The organism is Pseudoxanthomonas wuyuanensis, from assembly GCF_900215535.1.
Lineage (GTDB): Bacteria > Pseudomonadota > Gammaproteobacteria > Xanthomonadales > Xanthomonadaceae > Pseudoxanthomonas_A > Pseudoxanthomonas_A wuyuanensis.
In genome coordinates this window covers 375,552-402,041 of the sequence record NZ_OCND01000001.1, presented here as the reverse complement: position 1 = coordinate 402,041, position 26,490 = coordinate 375,552, and the positions used below count along the sequence as shown (strand labels likewise).

Sequence of the window (26,490 nt, the reverse complement as noted above, 5' to 3'; positions counted from 1 at the left end):
GGGTGCGCAGCGCTACGCGGCTATCGGCCAGGTCCCCAGGATCTCGTACTCCGGCTGGCCTTGTACGCTGGAGATCAGATGAAACGACTGCGGCCGCAGCGTGACCGGGGCCACCTCGCCCATTGCCGGGTCCGGTTTGACATAGCCCAACGTCAGGTGCGGGACGAAGCCATGACCGACATGCTGCTTGAAGCCGGCCCGGATCAGCGCCACCTGCAACGTCCGCCAGAACGCTTCCAGCGGCGCCGGCGCTGCGCGTGCGGCCAACGTCAATGCGGGGCCGGCAGGATTGCCCAGGGCGCGCAGATGATCCAGCGCGACCGTGAACGGCGCCGCCTCCAGCCCGTTGGCGGCGGCCAGTGCCGCCCGTATGTGCGCTTCGCGCCGGCCTTCGCTCTCCCCCAGGTAATGCAGCGTCAGGTGGTAGCGCTGCGGCCGTATCCAGCGCGCATCGGGAAAAGCCGGATGCAGCGAAGCAGCGAGCTGCGCCAGCCGTTCACGCTCCTGCTGGCTTGGCAGCAACGCAAAGAACAGCCGGTGGACGGGCGCCGAAGATGCGAACAGGTTTTCCTGCGGAAAGGACATGACGGCCGGGCGTGCGTAGCGGGCCGTCCATGATGCCATCGCCGGGCATCCGCGCATCGCCGCGCCCGATCGCCCGGCCGTGTCGATTCCGGAATCTCCCGTTCGTCATATGGATGGTAGACGCCCCACGCATTGCCAAGCCACAGGACGACCGATGCTTCCGAAACTCTATGCCCATCCGTTCTCATCCTATTGCCAGAAGGTCCTGATTGCGCTGTACGAAAACGGCACCGCGTTCGAGTGGCGCCTGCTCGAAGCGCCCGGCAGCCCTGCCATGCAGGAATTCGAAGCGCTCTGGCCCCTCAAGCGCTTCCCGGTCCTGGTCGATGCCGGCCACACGGTGCTGGAGTCCAGCATCATCATCGAACACCTGGGCGTGCATCATCCCGGACCGGTGCGGCTGGTTCCGCAGGACCTGCAGGCGGCGCTGGAAGTGCGGATGCTGGACCGCTTCTTCGACAACTACGTGTCCACCCCGCAACAGAAAATCGTATTCGACCGCATCCGTGCCGAAGCCGATCGCGACCCCTACGGAGTCGCCGAAGCGCGCACGATGCTGGACAGCGCCTATGCCTGGCTCGACGGATTCATCGCCGGGCGGGAATGGGCCGCCGGCAATACGTTCAGCCTGGCCGATTGCGCCGCCGCCCCGGCGCTGTTCTACGCCGACTGGTCGCACCCCATCGGCGCTCGCTTCCCCCATGTCCGCGCCTACCGGCAACGCTTGCTGGCGCGGCCATCGTTCGCCCGCGCAGTCGAAGAAGCGCGCCCGTATCGCTCCTATTTCCCGCTCGGCGCGCCGGACCGCGACTGACTGGCCCACCAGCCACGGCGCAACTCGGAAACGGCCTGTCGGCGCCGGTTCCCCACGCTGCCAGCGCCTGCCGCCATTGCTGCGTTCTCCGCTCTTCCGGCCCGCCGTCTCACATGGAGATTTCGCGCACCGCGCGCACCGCGCGCTCCACTTCCTCCGGGCTGTTCACCAGACTGGGCGCCAACCGCGCATAGGAGATCGCATACGGGCTGGTGCTGGCGATCACGTTGCGCGCAAGCAACCGTTTCACCAGCTCCGGCGGGCGGATGCCGTCCACTTCGAACGACACCAGTCCCGCGGAAAGATCCGAAGACATCGGCGTATGCAGCCTGAGCTTGGGAATGGCGGCCAGGCCGGCTTTGCATTGCTCGTTGAGGCTGCGGATGCGCGCGGCCACCCGCGCCCGGCCCATCTGCCTGTGCATGCGGAACGCGGCGGCGGTGGCCCACTGGTGTTCATAGGCATGGAAGCCGCCGGGGCTCATGCGGTTGGCGTTGTTGGGCGAAGCCGGCGCGCTCTGCCGTTCCCAGGCCACGTACTGGTCTTCATCGCTGAAGCTGGGGATCGACGGACGCAGCCGCGCCCAGTTGTCGGCGCTGGCCCACACCAGCCCGGTGCCGCGCGGCGCGAACATCCATTTGTGGGTGCCGGCACAGAAGTAGTCGCAGCCCATCGTGGCCACGGTTTCGTCGGTGGAACCCAGGCCATGGACGCCATCGACCACCAGCAGCACCGGCGGCCCGCTGCGCGCCCGCAACGCAGCCGCCATCTCGCGGATGGGCAGGCGGATGCCGCTGCTCGAGTGCACCCAGGTCAGCCCCAGCACGCGGGTTTTCGGACCGATGCCTTTCAGCATCGCAGCGATCAGCGCATCGGTAGTGGCGGTGGCGGCGTCATCGAACAACGGAATCTTGCGCATACTCGCCCCGGCGCGCTCGGTCGCCAGGCGGATGGACTCATGGTGCGAATAGTGGTCGTGGGTGGTGCACAACACCTCGTCGCCCGGCTGCAGCGGCAGGCCCTGGTAGACCAGCGCCAGGCCGGTGGTGGTATTGCCGGTCAGGCAGACCTCCTGCGCACGCGCGCCCAGGTAATCGGCGATTTCGGTCTGCACCTGCAGCGGCAGATTCTGCTCGGCCGTTTCGAACAACCCCTGCTCCACCACCAGGAACGGATTGCGATCGATCAGGCGGCGATAGCCGTCAATCGCCGCCGCCACCGGCGCCGGATGGCTGGCGATGAAGAAACTGGCGAAATGCAGATACGCCGGATCCAGCGCGAACTGCGCACGCACCGCTTCCCAGTTGGAGAGATCCGGCGGCGCCGGGATTTGGGCATTGAGCGCGGCCAGCAGGCCGGTCGGCAGCAGGGTCGCGGTCAACGCGGCCGGGGCAGAAAGGAATCCGCGTCGTGTGACTGGCATTGCCTGTCCTCCGGTGTCCGGTCCCGCGGACCGTAATGCAAGACGCACGTTGATTCAACGCCGGCCGGAGTCCCTAACGGCCAGCCGCTATGCGGCCGGTCGCCGCATTACCCGAATGGCGCCACACCTATCCAGCGCGCATGCAGGTAGAACGCGAAGCCGTACCAGGCGGCCATTCCGATCGCCAATGACGCTGCCGTGCCGACCAGCGTCCCGCCGCTGCGCGGCGCCGGTTCGCGCCGCCGCGCCATGCGGAAACCCAGGACGGCCCAGATCAGAAAACTGCCGAACAGCAACACGCCATGCAGCCAACCGTTGACCAGCAGATGCGCCACGGCCCACAGCGCGACCGCCAGCAGCATCGGGTGGCCCAGCCATGCCTTGATGCGGTTGCGCGGCACATACGCGGCCGCCAGCAGCAGGAACGCGGGCAACGTCAGCAACGCGGCCGCGTGGCGCAGGCCCGGCGGCGGCACCCACAACAGCACCGGCGAATGCATCCTGGCCTGGCCATAACCCCACACCAGCAACACGAATCCAGCGATGGCCACCGCGCTGTAGAGCCCCTTCCAGCGCCCCATGCCCCAGGCCGCGATTCGCGTCTGGCGCCAGCGCGGGGCCAGCAGATGCACCGAGTGCACGCCCAGAAATATCAGCAATCCCAGAATCAACCCGATCACACGCGTCTCTCCGAGTAAGCGCCATAGCCTTTGGCGCGGGTGCCGGGACCAAGGGCGCCCGTGATTGGCCCACGGCAACAGCCTGGCGCAGTCTGAACCGTCGGCGCCCGGGCAACAACGCTCGATGCCGCCGCTGGCGGAAACGCCGCCCGTTCGTCGGCAGACGGCGGCACCACCGAAGGAATATTTTATTTATATGACCTGGTCGTCGGTAAATAAAATATCGACAAAGTAGAAAGGGCGGGCAACACCCTACCTTCCATACGCAAGGACGAAACCAGATGAAAACGTATTCGGTACGGATGATGTCGGCCATCGCAAGCGGCCTGCTGGCGGCAGGCGCAACGGCGGCTCCGCCAATGACCAGCGCGCCCCTGGCGCAGGGAGATCCCGCACTCGCCACCCGGCTGCAAACCGAGGAAAACCGGCTGCGGCCGCAAAGGGCCGAATTTGCCAGTCATTTCAGACAGGCCTACGCGCGCTATCCGTCGATTCCGGCCGGCACGCTGGAAGCCATCGCCTATGTGCAGAGCCGCTGGATGCACCTGGCTCCCGACCCCGCCGCGCACGGCGGCAATCACCACCACATGCCGCAGGCCTACGGCGTGATGGGCCTGTACCAGGGCGAAGGCTTCGCCGATCAGGTCGGCGAGGCGGCGCGGCTGTTGGGCGTGCCCGCATCGCGGGTGGCCGAAGACCCGCTGACCAATGTGCTCGGCGCCGCCGCGCTGCTCGACCGCGAAATCCGCGCCGGCAGCACGCAATTGAACCCGGCCAGCGACGAGATCGCCCCGGCGCTGATGCGCTACGCCGGCTATTCGCCCCGGCCGGGAAAAATCGAGGATTTCGCCCGCACCAGTTTCGCGTTCGATGTGCTGCTGGCGCAGGACCGCGGCGTCGACGACCGCGGCATCGTCGTGCCCGAGCGCCCGGTGCGCTGGGAACGCGCATTCAACCCCGAGCAACTGATCCAGCAGCGGGCACCGTTCGTGCGGCTGGATGTGGCCGGCGACCGCGTCTTCACCGAGCAGTTCGCCATCGATCCGCGCACCGAAACGCTGCGCCGCGCCAGCACTGGCGCCGACGGACGCGTCCAAACCAATGCCACCGACGTCGGCATCCTCAGCACCGACTATGGCCCGGCCATCTGGGACCCGGCGCATTCGTCCAACTACACCGCTTCGCGCAGCCAGGCGGTCAGCGCGGTCACCATCCATACCGCGCAAGGCAGCTACGCCGGCACCATTTCCTGGTTCAAGAATTCCTCGGCCAACGTCAGCGCCCATTACGTGATCCGCAGCTCCGACGGCCAGGTCACCCAGATGGTGCGCCACGCCCATACCGCCTGGCACGTGGGCAGCCACAACAGCTACACCCTGGGCATCGAGCACGAGGGCTACGTCAACAACAGCTCCTGGTACACCACCGCGATGTACAACGCCTCCAGCGCCCTGGTGCGCCACTTCTGCGCAAGCTACAGCGGCATTACCTGCGCCAGCGCCTACAACGGCGCCGCCAGCAGCGGCATCAACGTGCTGCCGACCAGCGTCAAGATCAAAGGCCACCAGCACTACAGCAACCAGACCCATACCGACCCTGGCATCAACTGGGACTGGCCGCGCTACTACGCCCTGCTCAACCCGGGCAGCGGCGGCACCACCAAGCTGCTCGACACCTTCGAAAGTTCCGTCGGCCACTTCGACACCAGTCCCAGCTACTCCGGCAGCACCACCGGCATTGCCGCCACCTCCAGCGCCACCCGCGACTGCAGCACTCGCCGCAACGGCAACTGTTCGCTGCGGGTGCTGCTGAAGGACAACACCGCCAGTTCGGCCGACTGGGCGGTGCGGTTGCTGTCGGCCAGCGGCAGTCCGTCCGGCAATGTCGCATTGACCCGCGCCAACGGCCGCGTCGGCTTCTGGGTCTACAGCGGAGGCAGCGGCATGAGCGTGGCGGTCGGCATCGACGACAGCGACGGCACCGAACGCTCGGTCAGCCGCGCGCTCGCGGCCAATACCTGGACCTATGTCGAGTGGAGCCTGACCGATTCGGCGCAATGGAACGCCTGGGTCGGCAACGCCAACGGCGCCATCACCGCCAGCAGCGTCCATCTGGATGCGATCTGGCTGTACCGCGCGCAGACCGCCTACGACGTCAACGTCTACATCGACGACGTTCAGATCAGGAACTGAGTCCCGTCGGGGCTTCTTTGCGGAGGCGGCAGGTCGCCGCCCCCGCATCGAGTTTACCGCAAAGGCGCATCGAACCGGTCAGCGCCTCTCGCCGGCAACGAAGTTCAACACCAGATTGCGCTGGAATACCGCTTCGAATCCGGCATATGGCAGCGGGCTGGCTTTCAGCACCGCCGCCTGCAACGAGCGCCTGCCGGCATCGTCGAAAACGCAATCCGGCTGCACTTCCGCATCCAATACTTCTCCGCCAGGCAATTGCCGGATGTGCACCCGGCAGGATTCTCCGGTTGCCAGCGTGGCCGGCATTGTCCACACCTGCTGGACAGCCCTGCGCAAGGCCTGTCCGTAGGCCTGGGTCTGTTCCATCCGTTCGGCCGGGCCCTCCGGCATGTGCGCGGCATCCTGGGCCTGAAGCGGATGGATGGCCCACAGCGCAACCATCAGGATGCCTGCGCACGCCGCGAATGTAGGCCGTGCCCCTGCCCTGCGGGCCGCATCCGAAGTCCCTGTCTCACTACCTGCTGGTCTTTCCACGCCGTCACCCATGCGATTCATCGATGCAGGCGCGTCGCGCCCCTTCTCATTTCCATTCTCCATTTTCCGTTCACCGCTGTGGCCGCGCAATCTTCGGGCAACACCGGCAGGCTGCGCACCAGCGGATGCGGGCAGTGACCGCGCCGCGCCAGCCCGCTCCACCGCCGGCTGATCGGCTCCGCCCCGGCGCCTGCCAAGCGCGCTCCGTTCATCGCCCAGACGCCGCACCGGTGCCAATGCTTCACGATCCCTTCACGGCAAGGAGTATGCTGCGCTTGCGGGCATGCTCCCCTGCACACCCGCGGCGATGCGACGCCGGATGCGCGCGTCCAGCCCACAAGACGGTGCCGCTGCACGGGATGGCAACCGGCGCTGCAACGGAGGCGACCATGCTCTCCCCACGCCTGCACCACTTCCTAGACGAGCGCCATGTGCCGTACACGACGCTCTCCCACCAACGCACCATCACCGCGCAGGAAACCGCCGATGCCGCGCACGTCGGCAGCCGCAATTTCGCCAAGACCGTGATGCTCAAGGTCGATGGCTCCCTGATGATGATGGTGATGCCGGCCGCTTACCGGGTCGACCTTACCCGCCTGTCGCGCGCCATGGGCGGAAGCGAAGTCGAACTCGCGCAGGAGGACGAGTTCAAGGACATCTTTGCCGACTGCGAAGTCGGCGCCATGCCGCCGTTCGGCAACCTCTACGGCATACCGGTGTATGTCGATGCGCGCCTGACCGGAGGGGCGGAGATCGCGTTCAATGCCGGTTCGCACACCGACGTGGTACGGATGCCGTATGCCGAGTTCGAACGGTTGGCCGAACCGCGGCTGCTCTATCTGGCGCATGTGATGTGACCGGCGCGGATCGGCTGCGGGCGCGCAAGCGGACTGCAGCCGGTTCGCACCCTTCCTAGGCTGATGGCGGCCCGCCACTACCGCGTTCGCTGCGCAGCCTGCGCAGGAAACGGCAACAGCCCCCAGGACCCGTTCGGGAAACGGCGTTCGAATTCGGCCTGCGATATCCGCGGCGCTCCCTCGGAACCGGCCAGCAACCAGTTGCCATTGGCCTTTACCACGGTGAAGACCACCGTCTCGCTCCCTCCGGCGGCATGCGGATGGATCCGCTCGGAGGCGAGCGCGATATCCGGATAGGCGAAAACCACCGCCGCCCTGCACACGCCCTTGCGGCATCTGATGGACGCGATCCTGTAGTTCCGAACGACATGAATCATGTCCCAGCCCGGTTCGTCGTAGCCGGCATCCACATCCAGGTACTTGTGGAACGGCCAGCTCTGCAAACGACCACCGGCCAGGTCGAACCGCAGGAACTGATCGACCGCCTGCCTTGGCGAAGGCCAGGCATGCGCCGATGCGCAGCACAGCAATGCCGCAGCAAGAACGATGATTCGCATAGAGGTCCGCGCAGGGGGAAGGCCGATCAGTTTAACGGCCCAGGGTTGACACGCCTGCAAAGACGCTGCGTTGCGGCTGTGGAAGCCTGTAACCGATTACGCCTTCCGCCTGCTGAACGATTCCGGCCGACCCCATGATTCTCAGAATCCATTCATCGCCAAAGCCGCCAAGTAGGTACCAGGCCGACGATCGCGTTGGCATGCAGAACCAGAGGTACCGACATGAAACTTTCCGCCAACGCACAAACCCTGTGGATGGTCGCGCTCGCCGTGGCTCTGGCCGTCGGCTCCGCCGCCCCCGCTGCGGCTGCCGCCCAGGACAACCCGCGCGCCGAACAGCAGAAGAAGGAGCGGGAAAAGGAACGCAACGACGCCCGCGCCGAAGGCCAGCAGCGCCGGCAGGCCGCGCAACAGCAGGCCGAGTCCCGGCAGAACGCGCAGCGCCAGCAACAGGCGCAACAGCGCGAGCGGATGCAGCGCGAGCAGGCCCAGCGCCAACGCTCCGGCCAAGAACAGGCGCAACAGCGGCGCGCCAGCGAACAGCGTGCCGCCCAGGAGCGCCAACAAACCCAGCGCCAGCGTTCCAGCGAATGGCAGGCGCAGCAACGCCAGGCCGGCGAACAGCGCGCCTCCCGCTCGCGCGAGCAGGCCCATCGCCAGCGGCAGGCCATCGCATCGCAGCGCGAAGCCGCGCAACGCCAGGGCCAGCCTGCGCGCCTCACCGGCGGCGACGCCGCCGCGCGTATCGAGCAGGATCGCCGCCAATGGGACCGCCACGAGCGGCAACAGCGGCAGGTTCGCGAGCAGCAGCGCCGCGAACAGCCGCAGCGCGTGGTAGGCGGCAACCAGCCGCCGCGCCGCAGCGACGACCGCAGCGCCGACGACCGTCGCAACGAACAGCTGCGGCTAAGCCGCGAGCAGCAGGAGCGCCGTATCCGCGAGGAGCGCCAGCGCGCCGAGCGCTATCACCGCGAGCGCGAGCAACAGCAGCGCCTGGCCGAGCAGCGCAGCCGCGATCTGCAACAGCAGCGCCGGATGGCCCAGTACCGCTACCAGCAGCAGTACTTCGAGCGCCTGCGCCAGCAGCAGTTGCGCTGGAACGCGCGCAACTACAACCACTACAACGATCCGTACTACTACACTCCCGCCAGCTACCGCTACTACTACGGCGGCAGCTACCGCACCACCAACCGCTATGGCGCCGATCTGATGCGCCAGGCCGTCAACTACGGCTACCAGGAAGGCCTGCGCGCCGGCCGCGCCGACAGCCAGGACGGCTGGCGCAGCGACTACCGCGGCAGCTACGCCTACCGCGACGCCAGCTATGGCTACAACGGCTACTACCTGGGGCATGACGAGTACGCCTACTACTTCCGGCAAGGCTTCCAGCGCGGCTACGAAGACGGCTACAGCCGCCACTACCGCTACGGCCGCCGCGGCGACGATGGCAACTACGTGATCCTGGCGGCGATCCTGGCTACCGTGCTGGGCCTGCAGGCGCTGAGCCACTGAGTCCAGATGAAAACGCCCGGCATGCCGGGCGTTTTTCCATGGCATTGCTACCAGCTCAGATCGTCCGGCACCGGGAAGCGCTGGTAGTACTCGTCATCGCTATCGGAGCCGTCCGTCGAACTGCGGGCATGATCCAGCACCACCATCGCCGGATCGCGGGCGTAGACTTTTTCCGCCGCGGCGCGGGGAATCAGTGCATAGCCCTGATCATGACGGACGATTACCAGACTGCCGCTGGCCAGTTGCGCACGCAATGGCGCATTGATCCAGATCGTCTTGATGGCGCCGCTGTCGGCGAAGTGGTAGGCGATCTCGCCTTCGGCCCGCACCTGGTTCTGCTGAACGATTTGCCGCGCCTGCGCTCGCTGTTCCTGCAACCTGGCTTGCGCATTGCGCTCCGCGGCCAGCGCGCGATCGCGCTCGGCCTTCTCCAGCCGCAGCCGTTCAGCTTCGACCTGCTCGGCGGTCGGCGCTGGTGCGGCCTTGCCGTGGCGCTGCTTGGCCTGCTCACGCGCCACCTGGGCCACCTGGGATTTCTTGACCAGGCCGGCCTTCAGCAGCTGTTCCTGCAGGGGATTACGCATGGCTTGGACCTTTCCGGACCGCAATCACTGGCCTGACATGATAAACCCCGACCGCTGCCCGGTCCCGCCTTCCCACGCCTCCCGCGCCCCTGAGACCCTCACCGCGTACACTGGTGCCCTCCCCTTACCGAGGTATTCGCTTGGCCAAGCCCAATTACTCATTCGAAAAGCGCCAGCGCGAGATTGCGAAGAAGAAGCAGCAGGACGAGAAGGACGCGCGCAAGCGCGAGGCGCGCGAAGCCGCCAGGGCGGCCGCCGATTCCGCGCCAAAGCCGCCCGCCGGCGAAACCTGAGCGGATTCATACGCGCCCACCTTCGGCGGGCGCGCCGCATGTATCCCTGCAGCGGGCATGAGACGTGAATCCGCGAACGATGCGGTAAGCCGCAGGCGCTCCGCTTTGATCGCGTCTTGAACGAAACGAAACGACGCTCCGATCGATGCGGTTCGCTTCGCTCACCGCATCCTACGGGACCCGAAATTCGCGAACGATGCGGTTCGCTTTGCTCACCGCATCCTACGAGGCCTGTTCCATACCACGGTCCGGGTTGGCGAGGATGCTCGCGTTCCCCCTTCCGAGCACCAGAATCCGTAGGATGCGGTAAGCCGCAGGCGCTCCGCATCAGTCGCGTCTTGAACGCAACCACGCTCCACTCCGGCTCCGACATTCGCGAACGATGCGGTTCGCTTTGCTCACCGCATCCTACGAGGCCTGTTCCATACCACGGTCCGGGTTGGCGAGGATGCTCGCGCCCCCCTTTCAAGCACCAGAATCCGTAGGATGCGGTACGCCGCAGGCGCTCCGCATCGATCGCGTCTTGAACGCAAACACGCTCCGCTCCGGCTCCGACATTCGCGAACGATGCGGTGCGCTTCGCTCACCGCATCCTACGAGGCCTGTTCCATACCACGGTCCAGGTTGGCGAGGATGCTCGCGTTCCCCCCTTCCAAGCACCAGAATCCGTAGGATGCGGTAAGCCGCAGGCGCTCCGCATCGGTCGCGTCTTGAACGCAACCACGCTCCACTCCGGCTCCGACATTCGCGAACGATGCGGTTCGCTTCGCTCACCGCATCCTACGAGGCCTGTTCCATACCACGGTCCGGGTTGGCGAGGATGCTCGCGTTCCCCCCTTCCAAGCACCAGAATCCGTAGGATGCGGTAAGCCGCAGGCGCTCCGCATCGATCGCGTCTTGAACGCAACCACGCTCCACTCCGGCTCCGACATTCGCGAACGATGCGGTTCGCTTTGCTCACCGCTTCCTACGAGGCCTGAAATTCGCGTTCGATGCGGTTCGCTTCGCTCACCGCATCCTACGAGATCCGGCGCCTCGTCCGTTACCAAATGCGGACGCGGTCTTCCGGTGCGATCCACAGCGGATCGTTTTCCGTTACGCCAAAGGCCTCGTACCACGCATCGACGTTGCGCAGCGGCGCAAACGCACGGATATGGCCCGGCGAATGAGTGCCGTTGACCAGTTGCTGGCGCAGGGCGTCGTCGCGCCACAAGGTGCGCCATACCTGGCCCCAGCCCATGAACAGGCGCTGCTCGCCGCTGAAGCCATCGATCGCCGGTGCCGGCTTGCCGGCCAGCGAGCGGCGATAGGCTTCCAACGCAATGGTCAGGCCGCCCAGGTCGCCGATGTTCTCGCCCATCGCCACCTTGCCGTTGATGTGCATGCCCGGCAACTGCGGGAATGTGTATGCCTCGTACTGCGCGCCCAGCTTGCTCGCCTGCGCTTCGAACTTGGCCGCATCCTCGGCGGTCCACCAGTCCCGCAACAGGCCGTTGCCGTCGGATTTGCGGCCCTGGTCGTCGAAACCGTGGATGATCTCATGGCCGATCACGCCGCCGATGGCGCCGTAGTTCACCGCCGGGTCGGCGTCGGGGTCGAAGAACGGCGGCTGCAGGATGGCGGCCGGGAACACGATTTCGTTCTTCACCGACGAGTAGTAGGCGTTGACCGTCTGCGGAGTCATGCCCCACTCGCCCTTGTCCACCGGCTGGCCGATACGGCTGCGGCGGTAGTCCCATTCGAACTGGCGCGAACGCAGCGCGTTGCCGAAAACGTCGCCGTTGCGCACGGTCAGCCCGCTGTAGTCGCGCCACTGGTCCGGATGGCCGATCTTCAGGCCGAAATTCTCCAGCTTGGCGCGCGCTTCGGTCTTGGTCTGCGGACCCATCCACGTCAGCGCGTCCAGCCGCGCGCCCATCGCCGCTTTCACATTGGCGACCAGCGCGTCCATCTTGGCCTTGGCGTCGGGCGGGAAATACAGCGCCACGTAGTCGCGGCCGATGGCCTCGCCCATCGCGCTCTCGGCCAGGGCCACGCCGCGCTTCCAGCGGTCGCGTTGCTCCGGCTGCCCGGACAGGAACTTGCTGCGGAACTCGAACTCGGCCTGCACGAAGGCCTGCGACAGCAGCGGCGCGGCCGCGTCCACGGTATGGAAGGCCTGCCACGCCTGCAGCGTGGCGACATCGGTGTCGGCGTAGATGGCGGCGATGTTCGGAATCGCGCTGTCCTGGCGCACTACCGCACGCGGCGCATTGTCCACACCGGCGGCGCGAAAGAACGTCGCCCATGGGAAGCCCGGCGCATTGGCGCCGAAATCGGCCAGCGCCAGCGGGTTGTAGGTCTTGTCGCGGTCGCGGCTTTCGGCGCGCGTCCAGTGCGCTTGGGCGATGCGGGTTTCCAGCGCCAGGATGGCCTGGGCGTTGGCTTCCGGCCGGTTCCAGCCGGCCAGTTGCAGCATCTGCGCGATATAGGCCTGGTAGCGTTCTCGTTGCGGGGCGAAGCTCTCGCGCAGGTACATCTCGCGATCCCCCAGGCCCAGCCCGGACTGGCTCAGGTACAGCGCATAGCGGTCCGGATCGCGCTGGTCGTCGCTGACGGTCAGGCCGAAGAAACTGCCGGACAGGCCGCCACGTTGCCCCATCAGCGCCGCCAGTTGGTCCTTGTCGCGGGCGGCGCGGATGGCGGCCAGCAGTGGCGCGACCGGCTTGCTGCCCAGCGTTTCGATGGTCGCCTCGTCCATGAACGCCTGGTACAGCGCGGCAATCTTGGCGGCGTCGCCATCGGTTTCCGGGTTGCCTGGCGGGTAGCTTTCCACCAGCGCGCGCAGACGGGCCTCGGACAGATCGCGCAGGATGGCGAAGGCGCCATAGCTGGAGCGATCGGCGGGAATGGCGGTGGTGTTGGCCCAGGTGCCACTGACGTAGCGGAAGAAATCCTCGCCCGGCCTGGCGCTGCGGTCCATGCCGGCGGTATCGATGCCCCAGCTGCCGAAACGCTGGGCGGCGATGGTACCGCTGTGGGTGCCGGCGACACCGCCTTCGGCGAACAGCAGCTGCGTGATGCAACCATCGTCGAGGCAGCCGTGGTCTTCATGCGCGGCCAGCGGGGCGGCCAGGCTCAGCGCCAGCAGGGTCGCGGCGGACAACAGGGTCTTCTTCAAGGGATCTCTCCGGATGCAATGCGTTCGGCGCGACACTGGCCACGCGGGTGTCGGACAGGATACCGGCCGCGTCCGTCGGCGACCCGTGCCGGAGGTTGGTCTGCAGGTGGTGCCGGGCCTGCGCGGTGTGCGCGTGTCGGCCGAGCGATAACCGTGACCGGTAGGTAGAACGAAGTTCGATACGCTGCCCTGGCGTTCCCGCCAGCCGGGCTAGCTCGGCCCTGTCATGCAGCAGAATCGAGGCGCTTTTCGAACCAGTGGTCGGCGTAGGGATTGTCGTTGTAGCGCGGTATCTCACGGTAGCCGTTGCGGGCGTACAGCGCACGCGCAGCGGTCAGGGTGCGGTTGGTATCCAGCCGCAGCGTGTGCAGGTTCATGATGGCGGCCTGCGCTTCCAGCGCATCCAGCAGCCGCTGCGCGATGCCCAGCCCGCGCGCGGACGGCGCCACCCACATGCGCTTGATTTCGCCCTCGCCGTTACCGGTGCCCTTCAGTCCGCCGCAGCCGATGGCCACGCCGTCCAACCGGGCGATGACGAATGCCCCGCACGGCGGCACCAGTTCGCCGGGATCGGCGGACACGGAGCGCGACGCATCGAAACCGCCGTCGAACAGCAGATTCAGTTCCCCCAGGTAGGCATCGATGCAGGCATGCGCGTCGGCGCTGGCCGGATCGGCAATGGCTATCTCCACGGCCGATGCCCGCAGCAAGCGCTCCACTTCCGCCATCGCCGCGATCAGGCGTTCGCGCTGGGCGGCGCCCAACGGCGCCAGCAAGGAACTGGCCAGCGTTTGCGAACGCGTGTCCAGCGCCCCCAGTTCGCGCTGTCCCTTGCGGGTCAGCGTCACCCGCCGCACGCGGGCATCTTCAGCCGACGGCTGCACTGCAACCAGCCCCTGTCCCTCCAAGGCGCGCAGCAACCGGCTCAGGTAGCCCGAATCCAGCGACAGCCGTGCGCGCAGCTCGCGCACGTCCGCACCGCCGCCGATCTCGAACAGCAGCCGCGATTCGGCCAGCGGCCGCCCGCGGCCCAGGTAGTCGTCGGTCAACACCCCGATGCGCCGCGTCACCGCGCGATTGAAGTGGCGGACCTGCTGAATCTGCGCTTCGTCCATTAGCTGACTTTAGTCAGACAATCGGGAGGCGTCAACCATCGAACGGGAGCCGCTTAGGCTGGGCTCGCAAGATCCGCATACGACGGTACATCGCGAACTGGGAACGGCAGCTGCGCTGATATGTCGAACCCAGCAGGCGTTCCGTTGTGGGAGCGACGTCAGTCGCGACACCGTTGCTCGTGGCCGCAACTGACCTCGATCCCACAACTTCCCAAGCAGGCGCAGCCAGGCCGCAGGTGAGTTCTGCGGCACCTATTTGCTGGCGACAGCAACCCCACCCGCGGCGATCCACTCATCCACCACCTGTTCGACCAGCAACAGCGGCAGCGCGCCATTGCCCAGGATCAGGTCGTGGAAGGCGCCGATGTCGAACCGGTCGCCCAGTTGCGTGCGTGCGCGTTCGCGCAGTTCCACCAGTTTCAGGTGGCCGATCTTGTAGGAACAGGCCTGGCCCGGCTGCACCAGGTAACGGTGAACCTCCAGGCGGACGTCGGACTCCTTCATGCCGGTCTTGCCGCGCATGTAGTCGATGGCCTGCTCCGGCGTCCAGCGTTTGCGGTGCAGGCCGGTATCGACCACCAGCCGCACCGCGCGGAACATCTCCGCCTGCAGGCGGCCGATGTCGCCGGCCGGGTCGTCGCGATAGACGCCGGCTTCGGCCACCAGTTGTTCGGCATACAGTGCCCAGCCTTCGGTAAAGGCGCTGGGATTGAGCGAGCGCCGCAGCAATGGCAGATCGCTCAAGGTCTGGCCGATCGAGATCTGGAAGTGATGGCCGGGCGCCCCTTCGTGATAGACCAGGGTCGGCGTGCTCCAGCGCGTGTTGGTTTCGATATCGCCCAGATTGATGAAGAAGGTCCCCGGGCGCGAACCATCCAGCGCCGGCGGATAGTAGTAACCGCCGGGCGATGTCGCCTGCGCGTGCTCGGGCACCGGCTTCACTTCCAGCTTCTGCGGCGGCAGCCGGCCGAAGTATCCGGGCAGGATGGGTTCCAGATCGGCCAGGCGGCGTTCCATGTCCTCGATCAGTTGCTGGCGCCCTTCCGCCGAGTCGGCATAGCGGTAGCGCGGGTCATCGCGCAACTGGCCCATCCTGTCGGCCACCGCGCCGTTGCCCAGGCCGATCTGCCGCAGGCGCGCGTCCATTGCCTGTTCGAGCCTTGCGACTTCTTCCACGCCGATCCGATGGATCGCATCGGCATCCAGCCCGGTGCTGGTATACCAGCGCAGCGCCGCGTCGTAGTACGCCGCGCCCTGCGGCGCGGCCCAGACGCCATGATTGCCGGGCTTCCGGGCCAGCACTTCGTCCACGCTCGCCAGCAATCGGGCATAACCGGGATTGGTGCGTTCCTGCACGGCGGCGGCGGCCTCGGCCAGCAGTTCGGCGCGACGTTGCGGCGCAATGGCCGGCAGCTTGTCCAGCTTGCGCTGCAGCGAACGCACCCACACGCTGTCCTGCGGCACCGGCTGCAGCAAGGCGCGGAACTGGCTGGCGGCACCCTGCAACGCCACTTCCGGCGGCACTGCGCCCTGCCCGACCTGCATTTCGAAATTTTCCCGCACCTGGTCCAGCCGGTCGCCCATCGCGCGCAACCTTGCGATGTAGTTCCGTGCGCTGGCCTCGTCGCCGACCGCGTGGTGATTGTCCATGAACTGCGGCAGATTGACCGGCGCGCTGAACAACTGATCCACGGCATAGGTGCTGTCCCCCATCGGCATCCATGCCGGAGCCCATGCATGGGCCATCAGTTCGATCTGGGAGTTGTAGAACCAGGTGGCCAGATCGTAGGTCAGCCGCTCCTGGGCATCGAGCCCATTGCGATCCCAGGCCTGGATCCGCTTCAGGCTGTCGGCCAGATCTGCTCTTATCCCGTCGCGGCGGGCCAGCGAAACGTCGGTCAGGCGATCGGAAGTATCGTCCCCGGTCCCGCCGATTCCCAGCATCGTGCGCAGTTCCGGATTGGCGTTGATGGCGCGCATCGTCTGCGCATCGATCATCGCGTTGAACGACGGCGCAGTGGCCGCGGGCTCAGGCACCGCCGCAACGGCACCGGCACCGGCCAGCAGGCAAACGGCGCCCAGAACGAGCAAGGATATTTTCGTGGGCATGAACGGTATCGGTGGCCGCAAACAGGCCCGCAACTTTACAGGGAACCCACGCCATCGACCCGGTGCGGCAATCGCCGCCGGCGACGACGGAACCGCATGGCTAGCGCAGCTGGCTGTCCTTGCTGCCGCGGCGGTTGTACAGGCCGGCGGCGTGTTCCGCCTCGTCGGCCGCTTCCTGGCAGGCCACGCATAGCCGCACGCCGGGCACGGCCTGCCGCCGCGCCAGCGGGATGGGCGCATCGCATTCCTCGCAATGGCTCTGGCTGGGCCCGGCGGGGAGCTTGCGCCGCGCCCGTTCGATCCCGTCCTTCACCGTGGCATCTATCTGGTCTTGCACTGCACCATCGCCCGCCCATCCGGTTGCCATGGTCGTTACCTCCCGCACTGTCTGCCTGATGCCCTGTTCGACCTAGATGCGGCGGATACCGCTCCATTTCAAGCTGCCCTGGCGCGACGGCGGGGGCGTCCCCAGCCTGGCCTTGTGCCGGCCGGTTGCCGTCAAGGTGACGGCAAGATAAACGCCCGCCTGCCATTTTTTCCGATTGATTCGCATCAATGACATTCCCGCGGAACGGCGAATGATGCGGAGTACATCCACACGCAAGAGGTGTCCCATGTCCAGAATATCCGCACTCGTTGTCGCCACCGGCCTTGCTCTGGCCGTCTGCGCGCCCGCCTATGCGCAGCAAGGGCGCGGACAAGGCGCCCAGGCGCCACAAAGCCTGGGCAACCAGCAGCAGAGCGATCAGGATCAGGTTTACGGCTACCAGCTGATGACGCCGGAAGAGCGCGCCGCGCACCGCAACCAGCTGCGCAGCCTCAAGACCCAGCAAGAGCGCGACGCCTTCCGTATGCAGCATCACCAGCAAATGCAGCAGCGCGCGGCCGAGCGCGGGGTCAAGTTGCCGGACGTGCCGTTGGGCCAAGCTGGCGGCATGGGCATGGGCCGAGGCATGGGTCCGGGCGCCGGCGCAGGGATGCAGCGTAACCAGCAGCAGGCCGGCCAACCTGCCCAACAGCAAGCAACGACACCGCAAAGTCGCCAGGGCGCCCCGAAGGCCGAGGAGCAGCAGGAAAAAGACGACGGCAAGGACAATTGACGACTGCAGGATCCGGCGCATGGCGCCCTGGGACCGGAAAACCGATTGCAGGGCGCTGGCGGTGACCAAGGACATGGTCGGCTGGCTGGAACCAGCCGTCATTGGCCTGCGGGCGCAGCCGCGGCGGCTACGCGCCCGCAGCCGGCGACTGTGCGGCGCGCAGCTGCGCCAGGCGATGCGCCAACGCAAAATCGATGGCTGCGCAGACCGCCGCCACCTGCGCGGCGTTGCATTGTTCTGGGCTGGCTTTCGGGCTGTCGGGATAGACCTCGGTGGTGGTGGTGTAGCGGGCGTTGGTGACGCCCGCGCACAGGCCAAGACGCTTGAACGGATACTCGATGACGCCGTGCGCCACCACCGGCGAGCCGATGATCTCGCCGTTGGCGTCGGCCGGGGCGATATGGGTCACTTTCTCAACCGCCGCCACCACCGCCTGCTGGAACTCGGGCTGGGGATTCTCGCTGTCGTCGACCAGGTAGAAGCCGTCGGGGATTTCTCCGGGTTCGAACGCGTGGCCTTCGCGCGCGGCCAGCGCCGGGCGGAACTCCGACTCGTCGGTGTCGGTGGTCTCATGCAGATCGATATGCACGAGCGCATGATCGCGCAGCGGCGCCACCAACTGCATCAGTGCCGCGGACTCCTGCGCCGGGCTGTCTTCGCGGAACGAGCGGTTGGGATCGACCGCATCCGGATTCCAGCGGTGGATGCGCTCATAGCCCCAAGGGCTGACGCACGGCGCGACCAGCAGATTGATCCGGCCCGCGTAGCCCGCCGCATGCCGTTCGGCGAACTGCAGCGCCCCGTGCACACCGCTGGTCTCGTAGCCGTGCACGCCGCCGGTCACCAGCGCGCAAGGCAACGCGTCGTCCCAGTCGCGGCTGCGGATGGCGAACAACGGATAGACGCCGTCCGGCGCGTAATCCAGTTCGCCGTACTGCACCACGTCGAAACGGCTGCGCAGCCGGTCGATCACTGTCAGCACGTCCTCCTGATAGCTGCGCTGGCGTGTCTGTCGCGACCGCCATTCGGCTTTTTCCGCGTCACCCCACGGCTGGCCGGGCGTACCGATGGGATAGAAGGCATGGCTCGTCATGGTGTCGTTCGCTCTGCTGGCATCCGGGAAGCGAGGCACTTTATCACCGCAGGTTGGCGTTGCCGTCGCCCGCAACCGCTCCTGGTCGGCGGGCTTGGCCAATCCAAACGTTTCGCCGGCGCAAGGCGCCGCGGCGATGCAGCCACCGAACAGCCATGCGTTATCGCCACGCAGGCGTCAAACTAGCCACTGGAAACAAAGCCGACCATTCCATCGGCGTTCCAGGAGATCGCCCGCCATGCCCCATTATTCCGGCCCTCTGCTCACCCGCGACGTTGGCCAGGCGCTGCTGGCCGCGCGCGATGGCGGGATGGGCGCATGGACGGGTTCGCTGGATCTGGGGCGCTCAAGCGGAGAGGCACTGCTGGAGGCCGACACCTGGCAATGGCGGGGCGAGCTCTATCCCTACCCGGGAAAGCTGAAAGACCGCACGATCCACTACTGGGATGGCGACGAATTCGCGCCGATTTCCCGCTATTCCGGCTCGCTGATCAAACTGGTGCCCAGCGAATGGGGCGCGCCCACTTTCGAGATCGACGGCATCAAGATGCTGCCCACTTCGAAGGAATCGCCGTTGCAGGATGCCCGGCGCAAGGTTGCGCTGGTGGAACCGCGCGGGAAGATGGTGCTGGACACCTGCGGGGGCCTGGGCTACTTCGCCGCGTGCTGCCTGGAGGCCGGTGCCGCACGCATCCGCTCGTTCGAGAAGAACGCCGATGTGCTTTGGCTGCGCACGCTCAATCCCTGGTCTCCGGATCCGGAAGATCCCGAAAGCGGCGGCCGCCTGCAACTTGCCCATGCCGACATCTCGCAGGCGATCGCGCAGGTCTCCGATGCCTCGGTGGATGCCGTGTTGCACGACCCGCCGCGCTTCGGCATCGCCGGCGAGCTCTACTCGCAGGTCTTCTACGACCAGCTGGCGCGGGTGCTGCGCAAGGGCGGCCGCCTGTTCCACTACACCGGCAGCCCGAACAGACTCACCAGCGGACGGGATGTGCCGCGCGAAGTGGCCAGGCGGCTGGAAAGGGCGGGATTCAAGGCGCAATCGGCGCTGGATGGCGTGGCGGCAATGCGGCGCTGAACCGGCAGCGCGGTACCGGCCGGGCGGCTTCTTCACGCCGTCTGAGCGCGGCCTGGCGCACATACTCCCGCACAATCGATTCCCGCCACCAGGAGGCACCGCATGAACCGCAAGAAAGCTGTTTCGATGGCCGCCCTCGCCCTGCTGCTGGGCGGCCCGCTCGCCGCGCAGGAAGCCGCACCGCCGCAGATGACGCCCGAGATGCAGGCGATGATGGAGGCGTTCCAGAAGGCCGGCACCCCCGGCGCAGAACACCAGAAGCTGGCCTCGATGGCCGGCACCTACGACCTGACGATCAAGAGCTGGCACAACCCAGGCGGCGAGCCGACCACCGACACCGGCACCGCCACGCGCAGGATGATCCTGGGCGGCCGGGTGATGGTGGAGGAAGTGAGCTCGCAGATGATGGGCCAGTCCTTCAGCGGCCAGGGCCTGCACGGCTACGACAACGTCACCGGCAAGTACTGGGGAACCTGGGTCGACAGCATGAGCACCGGTCTGATGGTCAGCGAAGGCAGCTGCGACGCCAACCTGTCGTGCACCTATACCGGCCGCCACCACGACCCGGTCACCAAGCAGTTGCAGACCACCCGCATGACCACCCGCTGGACCAACCCCTCCACCGAGGTTTTCGACATGTATGCGCCGGGCCCGGACGGCAAGGAAGCCAAGATGATGGAGATCACCTACACCAAGCGCGGGCAATAGTCCGGCGCCAACCGCCGGAGCGATGCGCCGGCCGGGTGGAATCTTCCACCCGGCTGGCCCGCCGCGCGCATGCCGGGCATCGTCGCGTCAGGTCGTTGCTGGGCTGGTCATCATGACGGATATCGGTTCCGGCGAACCGGCGGCTTTGCGCGACCGGCGCTCACTCCAACACCTGCGCCGCATCGACAATCTCCACGCCCTGCAGCTGCCCCAGCCAGCTGTCGAACCACGGCTTGTGCGAGGCGCCGACCACCGACAGCACGCGCGCGCCGGGGCGTTCGCGGAAGGTTTCGCGGATATTGGCGACCATGCGCAGGTTGCGGATTTCCCAACCCGCCACCCACACCTGCGGATAGCGCTCCGGCGAGCTCAAGCGCATCGCGGTGCCGGCATTGAGGTCGGCCAGCATCGCCATGTTTTCGGGATGGTTGATGTCGCGGTACAGCCCCAGCATGTCGTGCTTCTTCGTCAATGCGGCCTGCCGTTTCTCCATTGCCGACAGCGCCGCCCTGCCCGAATCCCAGGCCGCCTGCAGCACCTTGCCGAATGCCTCCTCGTCGGCGACGCGGACGTTGTCGCCGGTGTGGTTGTCGACGGCATGCACGCGCTGCAGGCCCAGCCGCGCGGCCAGCTGCGCGCCAATCTGGTAGCTCTCGTTGTTGCGCGTCTCAAGCGCTTGCAGCATCACCACCAGCGCATCATCCAGGCCATCGCCCGCACGCCGCTCGGCGACCGGCAACTGCAGCCACTGCACCAGCGCGGAAGCGCGGTCGTTGGCCGCCAGCAACCGCGACGCCAGCTGGCGCCGCTGCCACGGCAGCGGCTGCGCGGGCCATGAATCCAGCAGGCGGTTGACCTCGGCAATGGCGGCAGGCACGTCCAGTCCGGTCGCCGCCTTCGCCGCATCGGTATCTCCGCAGTAATCCAGTCCGTAAACGGTGGGATGACGGGCAGCCAGATCGCATTCCTCTCCGGACATCGCCTCAATGGCGATGATGTCCGGCTTGAACGCCGCCAGCCGGTCGAGCACCGGCTCCAGCGATTCGGCCTTGAAGCTATCCGGCATCCCGCTCAGGTGCACCGACCCCAGCACCAGGACCTGGGCAGGCGCCCCGCTCATGTCCTTGTCGAGCACGGTCAGATCGACCTGCGCCTGCGCCACGGCCGGCCCCGCCAGCGCCAACGCCCACCACCACTTCGCCCATCGCTTGCTCATGCACGCCTCCAGTTAAGAGCGCCCATGGGCGCGTGCGCATCTTTACGATGCGAACGCGGATGCGCATGTGACATTGGGCACAGGGCCTTTCTGCGATGCGTCGCGAGCCCATCTGCCGGGTTGGTGAAACCAACCCAGCCTACGGCTTGCGGCCTCACTTCACTCCACTGGATTCAATGCTGCTGGATGCGGATCAGGTTGCCGGCGGGATCGCGGACGGCGCAGTCGCGTACTCCGTACGGCTGGTCGGTCGGTTCTTCCACCACCTCGGCGCCCTTGGCCTGTATCCGCTCGAAAGCGGCATCGACATCGGCCGTGGCCATCAGGAAGGTGGCGAACGTGCCCTTGGCCATCATCTCGGCAATGGTGCGGCGCTCGTCGTCGTTGACGCCCGGGCTGGCCTCCGGCGGGTACAGGACGATGGACGTCGCCGGTTGAGCGGGCGGCCCGACCGTGATCCAGCGCATGCCGTTGTAGCCAACGTCGTTGCGGACCTCGAAGCCAAGGATGTCGCGGTAGAACGCCAGCGAGGCGTCCGGGTCGCTGTGCGGAAGGAAACTGGCGTGAATGCGGATGTCCATGGTAGTCGTGCTCATCGTGAACTGGCTCGGTTTGGGTTGGGCCATCATCCTAGACTCGGCTCGGTGGCCGCCGCTTCTTCATTCCTGACCGATTTCATTCTGACCGGCCGGGTCACCTGCCGCGCCACGCAGGCCGGCATTCCCTTGGTCGCCCGCGCCGCCTCCCGCCGGTAAACGCCGGGCGGCACGCCGACCAGTTCGGCAAAGCGCGTGCTGAAGGTGCCCAGCGACGAACAGCCGACCATGAAGCAGATCTCGGTGACGCTGAGGTCGCCGCGGCGCAGCAACGCCATCGCCCGCTCGATGCGCCGGGTCATCAGGTAGCTGTAAGGCGACTCGCCGAAGGCAAGCTTGAACTCGCGGCTCAGATGCCCGGCGGACATGTGGACGCCGCCGGCAAGCTCCTCGACATTGAGCGGCTTTGCGTATTCGCGATCGATGCGGTCGCGCACGCGGCGCAGCCGTGCGAGATCGCGCAGATGATGTGCCGGGGCAGATGGACGGGTCACGGGCGCGATGATCCCACGGCGCACGCATGACGCTCAAGCCGGCCGGGTTTGCGCCGCTCGGAGCCGCTCCCGCACCCACGGAAGGATTGGCCTGCGCGGTCTCAGTCCCAATCCAGCCATTCCCCGGGCCGCAGAATCCGCACCTGCGGGCCGCCGGGCGCGGCCGCGCGCTGGAGGCGCCCCAGGACGTCGTCCACTTCGGCATACCCTTCCGCACCGCTGACGCCATAGTGGATAGGCACCAGGTACCTGGCCCCAAGTATCGTCGCGGCCGACATCGCCTGCTCCGGGGTCAACACCGCCGACTCGTCGCTGGCCGGCTTGCGCCATGAGAAGCGCGCGCCGTTGACCGGCAGAAATACCGCATCGAAGCGCCCGAACTGGCGGCCGATGCGCCACCAGTTGCCGTGCCACATGGTGTCGCCGCCGTGAAAGATCCGCCGTCCGCCGGCGGAAACCACCCAGGAAACCTGCCGATCGCCGTACCCGTCCACGGCCGGAACCGGAGTGGCGGTGAAATCCCCCAGCAGTTGCGGCTCCCACGGCGGCGAGAGCCGCTCGCGCACATTGGCCGGTAGCGGATGGAACGAAGTCCCTTCCGCATGCACCAGCGTGCCGCCGTTGCGCAGCGCAGCGGCCACCGCGCTGGCATCGTAGTGGTCCGGGTGGCGATGGGTGACCAGCACGTAGCTGTCGCCGACGGCGTCGTCGACGGCCACCATCGGATCGGCCAGCGCCGATGCCCAGATGTTCGGATCGATCAACGGATCGACGAACAGCGTGGCGTTGGCCAGTTGCAGGCGAATACCGGCCCAGGCAAGCCGCTGCACGCGCAGCGCATCGTTGCCGGTCGCCCGCACGGCGGGCACGCCCAGCCCCAGCGAAACCGCCGCGGCAATCCCGCCCTTCAGAAACCCGCGCCGGCCGATGCCGCCGGCAGATGGGCCGCGGGTCATGGCGCTGTCCCTGCAAGCAGATTGAACCCGAACAGGCGCACGCCGGTCTCGGTACGTGGCTGGTGCCGGCTGTGCGCGGCGAACTTGAGATAGCTGCCGGCGCCGAACGAGTGCGCGCCATCGATCATCGTGCCGCTGATCACGTACACATCCTCGCCCTGCGCGTCGTGCTGGTCCACATGCGGCCACACGCTGCCGGGCGCCATATCCACCACCCAGATCCGCACGCCGCTGCGCGAGGGCAGATCCCGGCGCAGGCATCCGGGCCCGATCGCAATCGGCGCCACCGTGTCGATATCCACTGCCTGCACATCGGGCAGCACGTCCTGGGTTTCGGGGTTATGCATGGGGTCTCGCTCATCGGATAAGGGCGGTGCCGCTGCGCATGGCGCAACATCGGCACGGCCGGCTGTCAGACACCGTCCGGAGAACCCGGGCGGTCCAGCGCTACTGTCCGGTTTCACGGGACGCTAGACTAGTGGCCGGATTGACATTGATCGGGATATTCCAGCCATGCACCATGTCGCCGTCCTGGCGTTGCCGCCGGTCACCGCGTTCGATCTTGCGATTCCCGGGCTGATCCTCGGCAATGCGCGGGTCGATGGCGCGCCCGGCTACGAGGTGAAGCTGTGCACCCCGCGCCCCGGCACCGTGGCCAGCGCCGATGCCGCGCAAGGCCTGGACCTGGTCATACGCCAGGGCCTGGGCATCCTGCGTCAGGCGGACACCATCATCGTTGTCGGCTCCGGCTCGCGCGAGCCGCTCGACCCGGTGGTCATCCGTGCCTTGCAGCGGGCGCACAAGGCTTGCAGGCGGATGGTATCGCTGTGCACAGGCGCTTTCGCGCTTGCCCAGGCGGGTCTGCTGGAAGGACGCGGCGCCACCACTTTCTGGCTGCGCGCAGACGAACTGCGTAGCCGCTTCCCCGCCATCGAGGTGCGGCCGGACGTGCTGTTTGTCGAAGACGGCAGCATCGTTACTTCCGCCGGCGTTGCCGCCGGCATCGACCTGTGCCTGCATCTGGTGATGCGCGACTACGGCGCGGCCGTCGCCAACGAGGTGGCCCGCATGACGGTGGTGGCGCCGGTCCGCGCTGGCGGCCAGGCGCAGTTCATTCCGCGCCCGGCCAGCCAGCAACGCGGAGATTCGCTGGCGCCGCTGCGCGAATGGGCATGCCGGCACCTGGACAGACCGATCTCGCTGGCCGAGCTGGCCCGGCGCGCGCATCTGAGCGAACGCACCCTGACGCGAAAATTCCGCGCCGAAACCGGCACCAGCCCGTTGCAGTGGCTGCTGCAGCAACGGCTCGGACGGGCCCGCGAACTGCTGGAAACCACCGCGCTGCCGATGGAGCGCATCGCCGAATCCTGCGGCCTGGGTAGCGCGGATTCGCTACGGCAGCATTTCGCCGGCAGGATCGGTATCGCACCGGCCGCATACCGGGCCGCGTTCGGCCATGCGCGGGCAAACCTGTAGGCGCCTTCAACCTGTCCGGTTGGAACCTTCCAGGCTCACTCCCGCACTGCCTGCCAGACCGCTTCCGCCCTGCAGAACACCCCGCCCCGCTGGCGCATCCGGCTTGCCAGCCAGATGCCCGACATCTGATCGGCCGGCATGTCCAGTACCCGCCACTGGATGGTGAGCGTCCCCGGCGACACCGTGGACAACCGATCCGGCTGCGACAACAGTTCGGGCAACCGCTGGCGCTCACGCACCGGCGAGTCCGTCAACGCCTGCAGCGCAGCGCCCAGCAGTCCGAGTTCTTCCAGCGCCTCGCCGCCCAGTCCGCTGATCAGGTAATCCAGCTGCAGTCCCAGCTCAGGCCGCTTCCGCCGCCCATCGTTGCCGAGCACCGGCACCGCACGCACCAGCGGCAGCACGGCGATGCGGTACAGATGCACGGAAAGGCCTGAAAGCTCTTCGCCCTCGGGCGAAGGCGGTCCCACGACCACCGCGGTAGCGGGCGGCACGGCGGCCTGCATCAAGCCACGCAATGCATCCGTGGCCACTGCAATCAGTTGATCCGACGACATGGTGCCCCCTGGTTGTCATCCGCCGTCAGGCACGGCCTGCGCCGAAGATACGCCGGACTGCGGCCGTTGTGCAGCCAGCCGTGCCCGTTTCACAGCGCGCAGCGCAGGCTCGTTCCGCCTGCTGCGCTTTGCCGGCGCATCAGTACTCCACGGCCACCGACATCAGCCGCAACCCGCCCTGGAAACTGCCTTGCCGGCCAATCTCGAAATACCACCAATCGCCGGCGGGAGTCCAGCCCTGCCCCGGCGAGACGATCAACGAGCTTTCCTGCAGAATCGTGGGCGATTCCGGCACCGGGCCGCTGGCGGTACCGACGCTGCCGTAGGTTTCAAAACCGCTTCCATGCTTCAGCGATACCGCTGTCACCAGCCATTGCAGATCGCCGCCGCTGTCGTCGGTGATTTCGTAGAAGAAACGCAGCCGCAGACGGTTGCCTTTGAATCCCGCTGGCCGGCGCATCGTGAACGACATGGCCCCATTGTTGCCATTCCAGTTCACTCCGCGCGTATGCACGGAAAAAGTTCCGAAACTCGAACGCGACAAGGCATGCGCAGGAAAGCTGAGCGTGTTCTTGAAGCTGGGGCACTTGGCCGGCGTGCGCAGGCAAAGCGCTGTCGCAGGATCGACCACAGGATTGAGCTGCCTGGCCGGCGCTTCGGCCTGCGCCCAGGCGCTGGTACCGGCGCACGAGGCGGCCACGGCCCACAAGACAACCAACAGGTGACGAAGCGGCATGTCGTTCTCCCTTCCGTGCAGACCGCAGCTTGCGGTCGCTTCGCAGAGGAAAACGCACCTTC

Annotated in this window: 27 protein-coding genes; 9 read left to right on the top strand and 18 right to left on the bottom strand. The window is 66.9% G+C overall.

Translation table 11 applies throughout. The annotated features are described in order from the left end of the window. Positions 1 to 12 precede the first annotated feature (12 nt). Complete coding sequence (gene thpR / locus CRO39_RS01820; RefSeq protein WP_162125790.1) at positions 13 to 624, bottom strand: RNA 2',3'-cyclic phosphodiesterase; 612 nt, start codon at positions 622 to 624, stop codon at positions 13 to 15. 115 nt (positions 625 to 739) lie between these two features. Here thpR and CRO39_RS01815 point away from each other — a divergent pair, with 115 nt between their 5' ends. Beyond that, complete coding sequence (locus tag CRO39_RS01815) at positions 740 to 1,399, top strand: glutathione S-transferase family protein (RefSeq protein ID WP_097120154.1); 660 nt, start codon at positions 740 to 742, stop codon at positions 1,397 to 1,399. Between the two features lie 109 nt (positions 1,400 to 1,508). On the opposite strand, the gene CRO39_RS01810 is transcribed toward CRO39_RS01815, so the two are convergent. Together CRO39_RS01810 and CRO39_RS01805 are read right to left on the bottom strand one after the other, a co-directional pair. Next, positions 1,509 to 2,822 carry an aminotransferase class V-fold PLP-dependent enzyme gene (locus CRO39_RS01810; protein ID WP_097120153.1) on the bottom strand — a complete coding sequence of 438 codons (1,314 nt, stop codon included), beginning with the start codon at positions 2,820 to 2,822 and terminating at the stop codon, positions 1,509 to 1,511. 107 nt (positions 2,823 to 2,929) lie between these two features. Beyond that, on the bottom strand, positions 2,930 to 3,502 hold the full coding sequence (locus tag CRO39_RS01805; protein ID WP_097120152.1) for an NnrU family protein: 573 nt from the start codon (positions 3,500 to 3,502) through the stop codon (positions 2,930 to 2,932). Positions 3,503 to 3,783: 281 nt separating this feature from the next. Here CRO39_RS01805 and CRO39_RS20365 point away from each other — a divergent pair, with 281 nt between their 5' ends. After that, a complete protein-coding gene (locus CRO39_RS20365) occupies positions 3,784 to 5,694 on the top strand; it encodes an N-acetylmuramoyl-L-alanine amidase (protein WP_202926302.1) in 1,911 nt (636 codons plus the stop codon). A 78-nt stretch (positions 5,695 to 5,772) separates the two neighbouring features. On the opposite strand, the gene CRO39_RS01795 is transcribed toward CRO39_RS20365, so the two are convergent. Further along, positions 5,773 to 6,135 (bottom strand): energy transducer TonB, encoded by a 363-nt coding sequence (locus CRO39_RS01795; protein WP_097120151.1) that lies wholly within the window; start codon positions 6,133 to 6,135, stop codon positions 5,773 to 5,775. A 482-nt stretch (positions 6,136 to 6,617) separates the two neighbouring features. On the opposite strand from CRO39_RS01795, the gene CRO39_RS01790 reads away from it, so the two are divergent. Continuing rightward, the gene (locus tag CRO39_RS01790; RefSeq protein WP_097120150.1) at positions 6,618 to 7,085 is read left to right on the top strand and encodes an aminoacyl-tRNA deacylase; all 468 of its coding nucleotides are present in this window, start codon (positions 6,618 to 6,620) and stop codon (positions 7,083 to 7,085) included. Positions 7,086 to 7,162: 77 nt separating this feature from the next. Here CRO39_RS01790 and CRO39_RS01785 read toward each other — a convergent pair whose 3' ends face one another. Then, positions 7,163 to 7,642 carry a hypothetical protein gene (locus CRO39_RS01785; RefSeq protein WP_097120149.1) on the bottom strand — a complete coding sequence of 160 codons (480 nt, stop codon included), beginning with the start codon at positions 7,640 to 7,642 and terminating at the stop codon, positions 7,163 to 7,165. Positions 7,643 to 7,864: 222 nt separating this feature from the next. On the opposite strand from CRO39_RS01785, the gene CRO39_RS01780 reads away from it, so the two are divergent. Further along, positions 7,865 to 9,154 (top strand): hypothetical protein, encoded by a 1,290-nt coding sequence (locus CRO39_RS01780; RefSeq protein ID WP_097120148.1) that lies wholly within the window; start codon positions 7,865 to 7,867, stop codon positions 9,152 to 9,154. 47 nt (positions 9,155 to 9,201) lie between these two features. Here the strand turns inward: CRO39_RS01780 and CRO39_RS01775 are convergent, their stop codons facing one another. Then, the gene (locus CRO39_RS01775) at positions 9,202 to 9,738 is read right to left on the bottom strand and encodes a DUF2058 domain-containing protein (RefSeq protein ID WP_097120147.1); all 537 of its coding nucleotides are present in this window, start codon (positions 9,736 to 9,738) and stop codon (positions 9,202 to 9,204) included. Positions 9,739 to 9,878: 140 nt separating this feature from the next. Here CRO39_RS01775 and CRO39_RS20760 point away from each other — a divergent pair, with 140 nt between their 5' ends. Further along, a complete protein-coding gene (locus tag CRO39_RS20760) occupies positions 9,879 to 10,031 on the top strand; it encodes a hypothetical protein (RefSeq protein ID WP_176520140.1) in 153 nt (50 codons plus the stop codon). Positions 10,032 to 11,073: 1,042 nt separating this feature from the next. On the opposite strand, the gene CRO39_RS01770 is transcribed toward CRO39_RS20760, so the two are convergent. From CRO39_RS01770 to CRO39_RS01755, 4 genes are all read right to left on the bottom strand, one after another. Further along, complete coding sequence (locus CRO39_RS01770; RefSeq protein ID WP_097120146.1) at positions 11,074 to 13,191, bottom strand: M13 family metallopeptidase; 2,118 nt, start codon at positions 13,189 to 13,191, stop codon at positions 11,074 to 11,076. Positions 13,192 to 13,415: 224 nt separating this feature from the next. Further along, positions 13,416 to 14,306, bottom strand: a complete 891-nt coding sequence (locus tag CRO39_RS01765; RefSeq protein ID WP_097120145.1) for a bifunctional helix-turn-helix transcriptional regulator/GNAT family N-acetyltransferase — start codon at positions 14,304 to 14,306, stop codon at positions 13,416 to 13,418. Positions 14,307 to 14,558: 252 nt separating this feature from the next. Next, positions 14,559 to 16,397, bottom strand: a complete 1,839-nt coding sequence (locus CRO39_RS01760; protein WP_176520139.1) for a DUF885 domain-containing protein — start codon at positions 16,395 to 16,397, stop codon at positions 14,559 to 14,561. 118 nt (positions 16,398 to 16,515) lie between these two features. Further along, the gene (locus CRO39_RS01755) at positions 16,516 to 16,782 is read right to left on the bottom strand and encodes a DksA/TraR family C4-type zinc finger protein (protein WP_097120143.1); all 267 of its coding nucleotides are present in this window, start codon (positions 16,780 to 16,782) and stop codon (positions 16,516 to 16,518) included. Between the two features lie 175 nt (positions 16,783 to 16,957). Between CRO39_RS01755 and CRO39_RS21130 the strand changes: the two genes are divergently transcribed. Then, on the top strand, positions 16,958 to 17,515 hold the full coding sequence (locus tag CRO39_RS21130) for a hypothetical protein (protein ID WP_238394602.1): 558 nt from the start codon (positions 16,958 to 16,960) through the stop codon (positions 17,513 to 17,515). Positions 17,516 to 17,642: 127 nt separating this feature from the next. Here the strand turns inward: CRO39_RS21130 and CRO39_RS01745 are convergent, their stop codons facing one another. Further along, on the bottom strand, positions 17,643 to 18,608 hold the full coding sequence (locus CRO39_RS01745) for a M14 family metallopeptidase (RefSeq protein WP_097120142.1): 966 nt from the start codon (positions 18,606 to 18,608) through the stop codon (positions 17,643 to 17,645). Positions 18,609 to 18,846: 238 nt separating this feature from the next. Between CRO39_RS01745 and CRO39_RS01740 the strand changes: the two genes are divergently transcribed. Next, positions 18,847 to 19,689 (top strand): class I SAM-dependent methyltransferase, encoded by an 843-nt coding sequence (locus CRO39_RS01740; RefSeq protein WP_097120141.1) that lies wholly within the window; start codon positions 18,847 to 18,849, stop codon positions 19,687 to 19,689. 102 nt (positions 19,690 to 19,791) lie between these two features. After that, the gene (locus CRO39_RS01735; RefSeq protein WP_097120140.1) at positions 19,792 to 20,397 is read left to right on the top strand and encodes a DUF1579 domain-containing protein; all 606 of its coding nucleotides are present in this window, start codon (positions 19,792 to 19,794) and stop codon (positions 20,395 to 20,397) included. A 160-nt stretch (positions 20,398 to 20,557) separates the two neighbouring features. Here the strand turns inward: CRO39_RS01735 and CRO39_RS01730 are convergent, their stop codons facing one another. The 5 genes from CRO39_RS01730 to CRO39_RS01710 all read right to left on the bottom strand — a co-directional run bounded on the left by CRO39_RS01730 (position 20,558) and on the right by CRO39_RS01710 (position 24,006). Beyond that, positions 20,558 to 21,613: a DUF5694 domain-containing protein gene (locus CRO39_RS01730; RefSeq protein ID WP_097120139.1), complete on the bottom strand. Its 1,056-nt coding sequence runs from the start codon at positions 21,611 to 21,613 to the stop codon at positions 20,558 to 20,560. Between the two features lie 173 nt (positions 21,614 to 21,786). Continuing rightward, entirely contained in the window at positions 21,787 to 22,209 is a 423-nt protein-coding gene (locus tag CRO39_RS01725; protein WP_238394603.1) for a VOC family protein, read from the bottom strand. A gap of 29 nt (positions 22,210 to 22,238) precedes the next feature. Further along, a complete protein-coding gene (locus CRO39_RS01720; RefSeq protein WP_097120138.1) occupies positions 22,239 to 22,703 on the bottom strand; it encodes a helix-turn-helix transcriptional regulator in 465 nt (154 codons plus the stop codon). Between the two features lie 101 nt (positions 22,704 to 22,804). After that, positions 22,805 to 23,659, bottom strand: a complete 855-nt coding sequence (locus tag CRO39_RS01715; protein WP_097120137.1) for an MBL fold metallo-hydrolase — start codon at positions 23,657 to 23,659, stop codon at positions 22,805 to 22,807. Next, the gene (locus tag CRO39_RS01710; protein WP_097120136.1) at positions 23,656 to 24,006 is read right to left on the bottom strand and encodes a cupin domain-containing protein; all 351 of its coding nucleotides are present in this window, start codon (positions 24,004 to 24,006) and stop codon (positions 23,656 to 23,658) included. The genes CRO39_RS01715 and CRO39_RS01710 overlap by 4 nt, the downstream gene beginning before the upstream one ends. A gap of 166 nt (positions 24,007 to 24,172) precedes the next feature. Here CRO39_RS01710 and CRO39_RS01705 point away from each other — a divergent pair, with 166 nt between their 5' ends. Further along, the gene (locus tag CRO39_RS01705; RefSeq protein WP_097120135.1) at positions 24,173 to 25,135 is read left to right on the top strand and encodes a GlxA family transcriptional regulator; all 963 of its coding nucleotides are present in this window, start codon (positions 24,173 to 24,175) and stop codon (positions 25,133 to 25,135) included. Positions 25,136 to 25,170: 35 nt separating this feature from the next. On the opposite strand, the gene CRO39_RS01700 is transcribed toward CRO39_RS01705, so the two are convergent. After that, positions 25,171 to 25,692, bottom strand: coding sequence for a Pvc16 family protein (locus CRO39_RS01700; RefSeq protein WP_097120134.1), 522 nt, complete (start codon positions 25,690 to 25,692; stop codon positions 25,171 to 25,173). Between the two features lie 139 nt (positions 25,693 to 25,831). Further along, a complete protein-coding gene (locus CRO39_RS01695) occupies positions 25,832 to 26,428 on the bottom strand; it encodes a hypothetical protein (RefSeq protein WP_141400678.1) in 597 nt (198 codons plus the stop codon). Between the last annotated feature and the right edge of the window lie 62 nt (positions 26,429 to 26,490).

Excerpts from the sequence above, each read along its gene's own strand:
- thpR (WP_162125790.1), bottom strand. The coding sequence starts at position 624 with ATGGCATCATGGACGGCCCGCTACGCACGCCCGGCCGTCATGTCCTTT.
- CRO39_RS01815 (WP_097120154.1), top strand. The coding sequence starts at position 740 with ATGCTTCCGAAACTCTATGCCCATCCGTTCTCATCCTATTGCCAGAAG.
- CRO39_RS01810 (WP_097120153.1), bottom strand. The coding sequence starts at position 2,822 with ATGCCAGTCACACGACGCGGATTCCTTTCTGCCCCGGCCGCGTTGACC.
- CRO39_RS20365 (WP_202926302.1), top strand. The coding sequence starts at position 3,784 with ATGAAAACGTATTCGGTACGGATGATGTCGGCCATCGCAAGCGGCCTG.
- CRO39_RS01795 (WP_097120151.1), bottom strand. The coding sequence starts at position 6,135 with ATGGTTGCGCTGTGGGCCATCCATCCGCTTCAGGCCCAGGATGCCGCG.
- CRO39_RS01790 (WP_097120150.1), top strand. The coding sequence starts at position 6,618 with ATGCTCTCCCCACGCCTGCACCACTTCCTAGACGAGCGCCATGTGCCG.
- CRO39_RS01785 (WP_097120149.1), bottom strand. The coding sequence starts at position 7,642 with ATGCGAATCATCGTTCTTGCTGCGGCATTGCTGTGCTGCGCATCGGCG.
- CRO39_RS01780 (WP_097120148.1), top strand. The coding sequence starts at position 7,865 with ATGAAACTTTCCGCCAACGCACAAACCCTGTGGATGGTCGCGCTCGCC.
- CRO39_RS01775 (WP_097120147.1), bottom strand. The coding sequence starts at position 9,738 with ATGCGTAATCCCCTGCAGGAACAGCTGCTGAAGGCCGGCCTGGTCAAG.
- CRO39_RS01765 (WP_097120145.1), bottom strand. The coding sequence starts at position 14,306 with ATGGACGAAGCGCAGATTCAGCAGGTCCGCCACTTCAATCGCGCGGTG.
- CRO39_RS01755 (WP_097120143.1), bottom strand. The coding sequence starts at position 16,782 with ATGGCAACCGGATGGGCGGGCGATGGTGCAGTGCAAGACCAGATAGAT.
- CRO39_RS01745 (WP_097120142.1), bottom strand. The coding sequence starts at position 18,608 with ATGACGAGCCATGCCTTCTATCCCATCGGTACGCCCGGCCAGCCGTGG.
- CRO39_RS01740 (WP_097120141.1), top strand. The coding sequence starts at position 18,847 with ATGCCCCATTATTCCGGCCCTCTGCTCACCCGCGACGTTGGCCAGGCG.
- CRO39_RS01735 (WP_097120140.1), top strand. The coding sequence starts at position 19,792 with ATGAACCGCAAGAAAGCTGTTTCGATGGCCGCCCTCGCCCTGCTGCTG.
- CRO39_RS01730 (WP_097120139.1), bottom strand. The coding sequence starts at position 21,613 with ATGAGCAAGCGATGGGCGAAGTGGTGGTGGGCGTTGGCGCTGGCGGGG.
- CRO39_RS01725 (WP_238394603.1), bottom strand. The coding sequence starts at position 22,209 with ATGAGCACGACTACCATGGACATCCGCATTCACGCCAGTTTCCTTCCG.
- CRO39_RS01715 (WP_097120137.1), bottom strand. The coding sequence starts at position 23,659 with ATGACCCGCGGCCCATCTGCCGGCGGCATCGGCCGGCGCGGGTTTCTG.
- CRO39_RS01710 (WP_097120136.1), bottom strand. The coding sequence starts at position 24,006 with ATGCATAACCCCGAAACCCAGGACGTGCTGCCCGATGTGCAGGCAGTG.
- CRO39_RS01705 (WP_097120135.1), top strand. The coding sequence starts at position 24,173 with ATGCACCATGTCGCCGTCCTGGCGTTGCCGCCGGTCACCGCGTTCGAT.
- CRO39_RS01700 (WP_097120134.1), bottom strand. The coding sequence starts at position 25,692 with ATGTCGTCGGATCAACTGATTGCAGTGGCCACGGATGCATTGCGTGGC.
- CRO39_RS01695 (WP_141400678.1), bottom strand. The coding sequence starts at position 26,428 with ATGCCGCTTCGTCACCTGTTGGTTGTCTTGTGGGCCGTGGCCGCCTCG.